The 9379-nt window shown below is 69.6% G+C and carries 11 protein-coding genes and 1 pseudogene; 6 read left to right on the top strand and 6 right to left on the bottom strand.

Features of this window, described 5'->3' with window-relative positions; genetic code table 11:
- Positions 1–180 precede the first annotated feature (180 nt).
- Together ACR2FV_RS02350 and ACR2FV_RS02345 are read left to right on the top strand one after the other, a co-directional pair.
- Positions 181–702, top strand: a complete 522-nt coding sequence (locus ACR2FV_RS02350; protein ID WP_434014115.1) for a hypothetical protein — start codon at positions 181–183, stop codon at positions 700–702.
- Positions 703–806: 104 nt separating this feature from the next.
- Positions 807–1240: pseudogene (locus ACR2FV_RS02345) on the top strand (GOLPH3/VPS74 family protein).
- Between the two features lie 64 nt (positions 1241–1304).
- On the opposite strand, the gene ACR2FV_RS02340 reads toward ACR2FV_RS02345, so the two are convergent.
- From ACR2FV_RS02340 to ACR2FV_RS02320, 5 genes are all read right to left on the bottom strand, one after another.
- The gene (locus ACR2FV_RS02340) at positions 1305–1952 is read right to left on the bottom strand and encodes an MBL fold metallo-hydrolase (RefSeq protein WP_434014114.1); all 648 of its coding nucleotides are present in this window, start codon (positions 1950–1952) and stop codon (positions 1305–1307) included.
- Complete coding sequence (locus tag ACR2FV_RS02335; RefSeq protein ID WP_434014113.1) at positions 1949–3037, bottom strand: S-(hydroxymethyl)mycothiol dehydrogenase; 1089 nt, start codon at positions 3035–3037, stop codon at positions 1949–1951. Before ACR2FV_RS02335 ends, ACR2FV_RS02340 begins: the two co-directional genes overlap by 4 nt.
- Positions 3038–3210: 173 nt before the next feature.
- On the bottom strand, positions 3211–3705 hold the full coding sequence (gene ispF, locus ACR2FV_RS02330; protein ID WP_434014112.1) for a 2-C-methyl-D-erythritol 2,4-cyclodiphosphate synthase: 495 nt from the start codon (positions 3703–3705) through the stop codon (positions 3211–3213).
- On the bottom strand, positions 3702–4364 hold the full coding sequence (ispD, locus tag ACR2FV_RS02325) for a 2-C-methyl-D-erythritol 4-phosphate cytidylyltransferase (protein ID WP_434014111.1): 663 nt from the start codon (positions 4362–4364) through the stop codon (positions 3702–3704). Before ispD ends, ispF begins: the two co-directional genes overlap by 4 nt.
- Positions 4365–4399: 35 nt before the next feature.
- On the bottom strand, positions 4400–4882 hold the full coding sequence (locus tag ACR2FV_RS02320) for a CarD family transcriptional regulator (RefSeq protein WP_434014110.1): 483 nt from the start codon (positions 4880–4882) through the stop codon (positions 4400–4402).
- 168 nt (positions 4883–5050) lie between these two features.
- On the opposite strand from ACR2FV_RS02320, the gene ACR2FV_RS02315 reads away from it, so the two are divergent.
- Complete coding sequence (locus ACR2FV_RS02315; RefSeq protein WP_434014109.1) at positions 5051–5551, top strand: hypothetical protein; 501 nt, start codon at positions 5051–5053, stop codon at positions 5549–5551.
- 60 nt (positions 5552–5611) lie between these two features.
- Here the strand turns inward: ACR2FV_RS02315 and phoU are convergent, their stop codons facing one another.
- The gene (gene phoU, locus ACR2FV_RS02310; RefSeq protein ID WP_434014108.1) at positions 5612–6328 is read right to left on the bottom strand and encodes a phosphate signaling complex protein PhoU; all 717 of its coding nucleotides are present in this window, start codon (positions 6326–6328) and stop codon (positions 5612–5614) included.
- Between the two features lie 143 nt (positions 6329–6471).
- On the opposite strand from phoU, the gene ACR2FV_RS02305 reads away from it, so the two are divergent.
- The 3 genes from ACR2FV_RS02305 to ACR2FV_RS02295 are packed head-to-tail and all read left to right on the top strand — an operon-like array spanning position 6472 to position 9344.
- Positions 6472–7797 (top strand): sensor histidine kinase, encoded by a 1326-nt coding sequence (locus tag ACR2FV_RS02305; protein WP_434014107.1) that lies wholly within the window; start codon positions 6472–6474, stop codon positions 7795–7797.
- Entirely contained in the window at positions 7794–8474 is a 681-nt protein-coding gene (locus ACR2FV_RS02300) for a winged helix-turn-helix domain-containing protein (RefSeq protein WP_434014106.1), read from the top strand. Before ACR2FV_RS02305 ends, ACR2FV_RS02300 begins: the two co-directional genes overlap by 4 nt.
- A 9-nt stretch (positions 8475–8483) precedes the next feature.
- Positions 8484–9344, top strand: a complete 861-nt coding sequence (locus tag ACR2FV_RS02295; RefSeq protein WP_434014105.1) for a hypothetical protein — start codon at positions 8484–8486, stop codon at positions 9342–9344.
- Positions 9345–9379 lie beyond the last annotated feature (35 nt).

Here is a 9379-nt window from a genome sequence, read left to right as displayed (position 1 = left end):
ACGGCCCGTTCTTCGAGTATTGAGTGTGGTAACCCAATTCTCTCGGATGGCGGGCCGTCACCTCTTTAGGCACGCCGAGTTATGCGGGTGAGGTTCTTGCCTCCCTCAGCCATCTTGAATAAGCCTCCATGTCCTTGCACCACGCAGTGCTCGGGTTCCTGTCTATGGGCCCGAAGAGGCGTGCCGAGCTCCTGGCTGTTCCGGTGGAGCGTCGGGCACTTCTGGACGACCGATGAGGGCGATTTCAAGCGTGTCCTGGGCCGCAGTGTGGAGACCGGCCTGGTGCGGCGGGATTTCACGTCAGGGTCGGACCCCGATGAGGATCCGACCTACCGGCTGACCATGCAGGGCAAGGTCGTGCTGGACGAGTGGCTGGTCTCACCTGAGGAGCGCTACCCGCTGCGTGAGCCATTCCTCCTCCGGCTCTTCTTCGCCGGAAGACTCGAGCCGGCCATCATCGGTCGGCTCATCGACAATCACATCGATGCCACGTCCAGCACTTGGCCGAGCTGCAGAAGATCGCCGCCGACATCGGGTCAGCAGTTCTGCCTGGACGAGCTGCCCTTCGAGGACCGACTGCGACTGTCCACGCTGGACCGCGGCATCGCCTTCGCCGAGACTGAGCTGATGTGGGCCGAGGGCCTGCGCGCAGACCTCGACGGCGACACCGACCCGGATCACGAACTCGCCAAGTCACCCTGACGGCGGCGGCCGTCGTGCTCCCGTCGCGGGGTCGTTTGGTTCTTACGCTCGGATCTCCTCCTTGCAGCCGATGCCTCCGGGCCCCTTCGGCCTACCGTGGAGCCATGTTGATCGCCGAGGAGTCCCTGCTGGTCACCACCCGCCCGGACGGACGGCCGGTCGCATCGAGCATCCACGACGTCGGAGTGGCCGGCGCCTTCCTGTGCGAGCTGGCACAAGATGGAAGGGTCACCGTGGACGAGCGCGGCCGACTCCACTTACCGATGCCTCGCCGACCGATGACCCTCTGCTGGATCTGGTGCTTCGCGAGTTCACCGCCCGAGTGGGCAAGAAGCCCAAGACCGTCCTGCCCAAGGTCGGCAAGGACCTGCCGACCGCCGTCTACCACCGGCTCGCCGAGCACGGACTCGTCAGCCGGCAGGAGCGACGGGCGATGTGGGTCTTCCCCCAGGTGTCCTGGCCGGTGGTGGCCGGTGCTCAAGCGGCCGTCGCGGCCAGCGTGACGGTCATCGCCGCCGTTGGAGCCGCGAGCAGCTGACCTCGATCTGCTCGCGGCCGACCTCCCCCGTCGACTGGCCAGCGCGTAGGAGCGGTCGCACAGCTCACCCTTGGTGCTGGTCGAGCCACTCCTGACGGTGCGGGGCCTCCGCGCCGATGCTGGTCGAGTCTCCGTGACCGGTGCGGACCTCGGTGTCGGCGGGCAGGCTGAGCAGCCGATCCGTGATCGAGGCCACGATCGTGTCGAAGTCGCTGAACGACCGACCGGTCGCCCCAGGACCCCCGGCGAAGAGCGTGTCACCGGTGAAGACGATGCCCAGCTCCGGCACATGGAAGCAGCAGGCCCCCGGGGAGTGCCCCGGCGTGTGCAGCACGTGCAACGTGACGCCGGCGACGTCGAACGTCTGACCATCGGCCAGCTCGTGGTCCGGGGCCCGGTCGTGGACCCGGTCCCACAGCATCCGGTCCTCCGGATGCAGGTATGTCGGGGCGCCGGTCTGGTCGGCCAGCTCGAGGGCCGAGTCGACGTGGTCGTCATGGGCGTGGGTGAGCAGGATCGCACGCACCGAGCGCCCGGCCACCTGCTCCACGATGGCGGCGGCGTCGTGCGGGGCGTCGATGACCACGCACTCGGTGCCGTCACCCAGCACCCAGACGTTGTTGTCGACCTCCCAGGTGCCGCCGTCGAGGCTGAACGTGCCGGAGGTGACGGTGTGGTCGATGACAGCCGAAGGGCTGGTGGGCTCGCTCACTTCATCACCACCACCGAGCGCAGCACATCGCCGCGGTGCATCCTCTCGAACGCGCTCTCGACCTCGTCGAGGCCGATCCGCTCGCTGACGAACGCGTCGAGGTCGAACTTGCCCTGGCGGTAGAGGTCGATCAGCATCGGGAAGTCGCGGGAGGGCAGGCAGTCGCCGTACCAGCTCGACTTCAGCGCACCACCACGACCGAAGATGTCGAGCAACGGCAGCTCCACCATCATGTCCGGTGTCGGCACGCCGACCAGCACCACCGTCCCGGCCAGGTCGCGGGCGTAGAACGCCTGCCGGTAGGTCTCCGGCCGGCCGACGGCCTCGACGACAACGTCGGCGCCGTGGCCCCCGGTGAGCTCCTGGATCGCCTCGACCGCGTCGCGCTCACCGGAGTTGACCGTGTGCGTGGCCCCGAATCCCCGGGCCGTCGCCAGCTTGCGGTCGTCGAGGTCCACCGCGATCACGGTCGTGGCGCCGGCCAGGGCGGCGCCGGCGATCGCGGCGTTGCCGACACCGCCACAGCCGATCACGGCCACGGAGTCCCCGCGGGTGACGCCGCCGGTGTTGACCGCCGCGCCGAAGCCGGCCATCACCCCGCACCCCAGCAGCCCGGCCGCCTCGGCCGCAGCCGCACTGTCGACCTTGGTGCACTGTCCTGCCGCGACGAGGGTCTTCTCGACGAACGCTCCGATCCCCAACGCCGGCGACAGCTCCGTGCCGTCGCTCAACGTCATCTTCTGGGTGGCGTTGTGGGTGGCGAAGCAGTACCACGGCTCACCCTTGGCGCAGGCCCGGCACTGACCGCATACGGCCCGCCAGTTCAGGACCACGAAGTCTCCGGGCGCCACCTCGGTGACTCCCTCGCCGACCGCCTCGACGGTGCCTGCCGCTTCGTGGCCGAGCAGGAACGGGAACTCGTCGTTGATCCCGCCCTCGCGATAGTGCAGGTCGGTGTGACACACACCGCACGCCTCGATCGAGACCACGGCCTCGCCGGCGCCGGGATCGGGGACGACCACGTCGACGATCTCGACGTCTGCTCCCTTGCTGCGGGCGATGACGCCCCGGACGGTGCTCGGCATGCTGGGTCCTCCTCGACCTCGGGTGACAGGGCCCACCGTATGCCGTGCGCCGCGGCCCACCCGAATCCCCCTAACCTGGACCTTGTGCTGACCTGGGCAACCCTCAGCGCGCAGCGCGCCGGCTCTTGCCCCGAGCCCATCGGACAACCCTGCTCAGGGTGAGAGCGAAGCGGTCAGGGGTGTGGGGTGTGGGTCAGCAGGGCGGTGGCGATCGCCGCGATGCCCTCACTGCGGCCGGTCAGGCCGAGCCCGTCGGTGGTGGTGGCGCTCACCGAGACCGGAGCCCCGGACAGCGCCGCCGACATCGCCGCGGCTGCCTCGGCGCGGCGGGGACTGACCTTCGGCCGGTTGCCGATGATCTGCACGGACACGTTGCCGATCGCCCAGCCTGCGCCGCTGAGCTGCTCCACGACCTCGGCAAGCATCCGCGCCCCTGAGGCGCCGGACATCTCGGGCCGGTCCGTGCCGAACACACTGCCCACGTCACCCAGTCCGGCGGCCGACAGCAGCGCGTCGCACGCCGCATGGGCCGCGACGTCGCCGTCGGAGTGCCCCTCGATCCCCCGCTCGCCCGGCCAGGCCAGGCAGGCCAGGTGCAGCGGCCGGTCATCCTCGGCATACCGGTGCACGTCGGTGCCGATACCCACCCGGAAGGGCGTGCCGCTCACCGGGCACCCTCACCAAGCCACTGGCTCGCGGCCGCGAGGTCGTGCGGGGTGGTGATCTTCATCGCACGGACATCTCCGGGCACCGTCGTCACGCTCTCACCATGTTGCTCAACGAGGGCGGCGTCGTCCGTGACGGCACCGATGGCAGCCTCGTGCGCCCGCTCCAGGACGGGCCGACGGAATCCCTGGGGTGTCTGCACCGCCCGCAGCGACGTGCGGTCGATCGTGCGCACGACGTCGGCAAGCCCGTCGGATCGAACCGGCCCAACCTGCTTGATGGTGTCGGTCACCGGCATGACCGGCACCACCGCCTCGTGCCCGGCGCGGAGCAGCGCGATCACCCGCGCGAAGACGCTGCTCGGCGTCAACGCTCTGGCGGCGTCGTGCACGAGGACGAGGTCGACACGATCACCGAGCGCAGCCAGGCCCCTGGCCACCGAGTCGGACCGCTGGTCGCCACCGTCGACGACATGCAGCACGACATGAGCTGGCGGAGGCGACAGCACGAGCTCGGTGAACTCGGCGGCGTGACCAGCAGGCACGACAACGATGACCTCGTCGACCTCAGGACACCCGAGCACCCGCTGAAGTGCGTGTTGGACGATCGCCTTGCCGCCCAGCGGCACCAGTGCCTTGGGTCGACCCGACCCCAGGCGCACGCCTTGGCCGGCAGCGACCAGGATGACGCCTGTGCTCAGGAGGCGAGGACCTCATCGAGGGTGGCCTCGGCCTTGTCCTCATTGGTCTTCTCGGCCAGAGCCAGCTCCGAGACCAGGATCTGGCGGGCCTTGTTGAGCAGCCGCTTCTCTCCGGTCGACAGACCACGGTCCTTGTCCCGGCGCCACAGGTCGCGGACGACCTCGGCCACCTTGACCACGTCACCGGAGGCGAGCTTCTCGAGGTTGGCCTTGTAGCGCCGCGACCAGTTGGTCGGCTCCTCGGTGTGCTCGGCACGCAGCACGGCGAAGACCTTGTCCAGGCCCTCCTTGCCGACCACGTCACGCACGCCGACCAGGTCGCAGTTCTCTGCCGGCACCTCGATGGTCAGGTCGCCTTGCGCGACCTTGAGCTTGAGATACAGCTTCTCCTCGCCCTTGATGGTGCGGGTCTTCATTTCCTGGATGAGTGCAGCTCCGTGATGCGGATACACCACGGTCTCGCCGACCTTGAACGTCATCTTCGGTTGGCCCCTTTCGCGGAACTCCAGGCTACCACGAGTGGCCTGGATCACTAAATGACAGCCATGGTATCTGTGCAGGTCAGCGCCCTGTGGGCGCGCCTGGTCCGCACCCGGTAGGCTACGGGGGTGACCTCACCACAGGCCAGCCGCAGCACGCTCCGTCACGTGGGTACCGCCGTCGCAGCCTTGGCGCTCGGCCTCGGTGTCAGTGCCTGCCAGATGAGCTCCCCGGTGCAGACCACCCACATCTACTCCCCGGCGGACGGGGTGCTGATCAACGCCGGCAACCTCGAGATCGCCGACCTTCTGGTGGTCAGCGAGGGCGCAGGGGCCCCCGGAGTGGTGTCGGGGTATGCCGTCAACACGGGCCGGGAGCCCATGACGGTGGAGGTGTCGATGACCGTCGACGGCGCACCCCAGCCGCTCTCACCCGGCGTCGAGGTCGGTGCCGGTGATGCGGTGCGCCTGGACGGCGGGCCGGGCGAGGACGCCGGCCAGGGCGGCAGCGAGCCGGTGATGATCCCCCAGGTCACATCCCTCGCCGGCGAGACGCTCACGCTGCGGGTGAGCACCTCGGCCGGTGAAGTCGTCTCCACCCCGGTGCCGGTGCTGGCGCCCGAGTCGCCCTACGACATCTACGGCGAGACGCTCGACGCCACCGGCTGACCCGCGGGCGCCGTCGGCACGACGGCCTGGATCGACCGCGGCCCACCGGCCAAGTAACGCTCAGTCGCGCACGGGTGCGGTGTCGCGCGCACTGTCCGCGGTGCGCAGCTCGAGAGCCTCGTCGAGGTTGAGCTCGTCGTGCCACTCACCGGTCACCAGATAGACCACCCGGTGGGCGACCGAGACCGCGTGGTCGCCGAAGCGCTCGTAGTAGCGGCTGAGCAGGGTGGCGTCGACCGCGGCCTCGGTGCCCGAGCTCCAGTCCTGCGCGAGCAGGATCCGGAAGACCTCCCGGTGCAGCTGGTCCATCTGGTCGTCGTCGTCTTTCAGCCGCGCCGCCCCGGCCAGGTCCTGGTTGGCGATGATCGACCCCGTCTTGATCACCATCTGCTCGGCCACATGGGCCATCTGCGAGAACGTCGCCCGCAGGGAAGCCGGGATGGCCGTCTGGGGATAGCGCAGCCGGGTGACCTTGGCGACGTGCCGGGCCAGGTCGCCCATCCGCTCCAAGTCCGAGCTCATCCGCATCGAGGTCACCAGGATGCGCAGGTCGGTGGCGACCGGCTGCTGCCGGGCCAGTGTGTCGACGGCCCGGTTGTCCAGGTCCCGCCGGATCGCGTCGATGTACTCGTCGGCGGTGATCACGCTCTCGGCGAGCTCGAGGTCGGCGTCCATCAACGCCTGCGTCGCGCGGTTGAGCGCCGATGCGGTCAGCCGGGTCATCTCGACCAGCTGATCGGAGATGAAGTTCAGCTCCTCGTGAAATGCAGTGCGCATGGCGCTCCCCTTCCGTGTCGTGAGGCGAACCGTTGCAGGCCAGTGTGAACGAGATGCCGATGAGAGGTGAACATTGGGCTACCCGCGGGCGCCGGTCCGGGGCGAGGCGAGGGTTGCGGGCAAAGTCGTTCTAGTCTGTTGACATGAGTCCATGGAGTGCCCTGGCGCTCGGCCTGCTGCTGGGCGTCCTGCTGGGAGGCGTCTCGGTGGTGCTGCTGCGACGGTCGGCGGCCGCCGCGACTCCGGCGCCAGCTCCGGAGGTCGACGAGCTCCCCACCGGGGTGGTGGAGGTGCTGAGCGCCCTGCGCAGCGGGGGCTTCGTCGCCGACGCCTCCGGCCGCGTGCTCACCGACACCAGACCCTCGGCCACCGGCTTCGGGCTGGTGCGCAACGCGCAGGTCACCCACCACGAGGTGCGCCACCTGTTGAGCCGCGTGCTGGCCGACGGCACGATCCGTGAGACCGAGATCGACCTGAGCCGCGGCCCGTTCGGCTCCGGCCGGCTCCTGATCGGGGTTCGGGTCGCCCGTGTCCGCCGCGACCTGGCCCTGGTCCTGATCGAGGACCGCACCCAGGCCCGGCGGGTGGAGGAGGTCCGCCGCGACTTCGTGGTCAACGTCAGCCACGAGCTCAAGACGCCCGTGAGCGGTCTGTCGTTGCTCGCCGAGGCGGTGGAGGACGCGGCGGACGACCCGGTCGCCGTGCGCCGCTTCACGCGCCGGATGAAGGTCGAGGCGCTGCGCCTGTCCAGGCTGGTCAGCGAGATCGTCGACCTGTCGCGGCTGCAGGCCACCGATCTGCAGGCCGACCTCGTCGTGATCGACGTCGCCGCGTGCGCTGCCGAGGCCGTCGAGCAGACCAAGCTGATCGCGGGAGCGCGCCGGGTGAGCGCTCAGGTGGCCTCGCCGCGGACCGATCTGCGGGCCTACGGCGACCCGGAGCTGATGACCACGTCCATCCGCAACCTCGTGGCCAACGCCATCGCCTACTCCGAGGAGGGCACTCGCATCTCCGTGGTCACTCGGCGCGCCCACGACGTGGTGGAGGTGGCGGTGACCGACCAGGGCCAGGGGATCCCGGTCCGTGACCAGGAGCGCATCTTCGAGCGGTTCTACCGCGTCGATCCGGCCCGTTCCCGAGCAACCGGGGGAACCGGGCTGGGCCTGTCGATCGTCAAGCACGTCTGCGTCAACCACGGCGGGGAGATCACGGTATGGAGTCAGGAGGGCCAGGGCTCGACCTTCACCATCCGGCTGCCCGGCCTGGTGGACGAGACCGCCGAGGTCGGTGCGGCCGCACCCCCGCCGCACCGCCGGCCCACTCCGCTGACCGAGCCGGGCAACGCCACGCCCTTGCGGGACGACCGCAGCCGGCATCGGCAGACCGACACCTGGCAGCCCGACCGCGCCGAAGCCCAGTCACGAGCGGATGCCCGAGCGGCCGGCGATTCACGAGAGGTAGCACGATGACCCGGATCCTGATGGTCGAGGACGAGGAGTCCCTGACCGACCCGCTGTCCTACCTGTTGGAGAAGGAGGGCTTCGAGGTCGCCATCGCCGCCACGGGCACCGAGGGGATCGCAGAGTTCGACCGCGCCGGCGCCGACCTGGTCCTGCTCGACCTGATGCTGCCCGGCATGGGCGGGCTGGACGTCTGCCGTGCTCTGCTGGCCCGCTCCCCCTTCCCGGTCATCATGCTGACCGCCAAGGACAGCGAGGTGGACAAGGTGGTCGGCCTGGAGATGGGCGCGGACGACTACGTGACCAAACCCTACTCGGGGCGCGAGCTGCTGGCCCGGATCAAGGCGGTGCTGCGCCGGCAGTCCGAGCCCGAGGACCTGCTGCCGGCGGTGCTCGAGGCGGGTCCGGTGCGGATGGATGTCGATCGGCACCGCGTCACCGTGGCCGGCGAGCCGGTCTCCTTGCCGCTGCGCGAGTTCGAGCTGCTGGAGATGCTGCTGCGCAACGCCGGGCGGGTGCTCACCCGGGGCCAGCTGATCGACCGGGTCTGGGGCAGCGACTACGTCGGCGACACCAAGACGCTGGATGTGCACGTGAAGCGGCTGCGAGCGAAGGTGGAACCCGATCCGGCTGCCCCGCGCTTCCTGATCACCGTCCGCGGTTTGGGCTACAAGCTCGAGGCTTAGGGTTGGCCCATGCGATTGGGCGTGCTGGACGTGGGTTCGAACACCGTGCACCTGCTGGTCGTCGATGCGCATCGGGGTGGTCATCCGACGCCGGCGTTGTCGCAGAAGTCGGCGTTGAAGCTGGCCGGACACCTGGATTCGACCGGTGCACTGACCGAGCAGGGGCACGACTCGTTGCTGACGACCATCGGCGAATCGGCGCAGGCCGCGGCCAGACACGGCTGCAAGGAATTGCTGGCGTTCGCCACTTCCGCCGTCCGGGACGCCACCAACTCCGGTGAGGTGCTGGACTCGATCCGCAACCTCACCGGGGTGGATCTGCAGGTGCTGACCGGTCCGGAGGAAGCCCGGCTCACATTCCTGGCCGCCCGCCGGTGGTACGGCTGGAGCGCCGGAAACCTGCTGATGCTGGACATCGGCGGAGGCTCGCTGGAGATCGCCGCCGGCCATGACGAAGAACCCGAGGTCGCGTTGTCGCTGCCGCTGGGTGCCGGCCGGCTGCACCGGCAGTGGACTCCGAGCGATCCGCCGACCGCCGACCAGGTCGAGGAGTTGAAGAAGTTGTTGGCCGGCAAGCTGTCCAGCGCCGCCAAGAAGATCAAGGCGGCCGGTCCGTTCGATCAGGTGGTGGCCACCTCCAAGACCTTCAGGACGCTGGCCCGGCTGACCGGCGCCGCGCCGTCCAGCGCCGGACCGCGGGCGATCCGGACGCTCACCGCGCCGGGCCTGCGGCAGGTGGCGGCATTCCTGCAGCGGATGGCATCGGTCGACATCGCCTGTCTGGAAGGGGTTTCGGCGACCCGCGCGGGCCAGATCGCCACCGGCGCTTTGATCGCCGAGGCGACCGTCAACGCGCTGGGTCTGGAGTAGCTGACGATCTGCCCCTGGGCCCTGCGCGAGGGGAT

This window comes from Ornithinimicrobium sp. (assembly GCF_051004135.1).
Lineage (GTDB): Bacteria > Actinomycetota > Actinomycetes > Actinomycetales > Dermatophilaceae > Ornithinicoccus.
The sequence above is the reverse complement of the archived record's forward strand: the minus strand, read 5'-3'. Positions and strand labels throughout refer to the sequence as shown.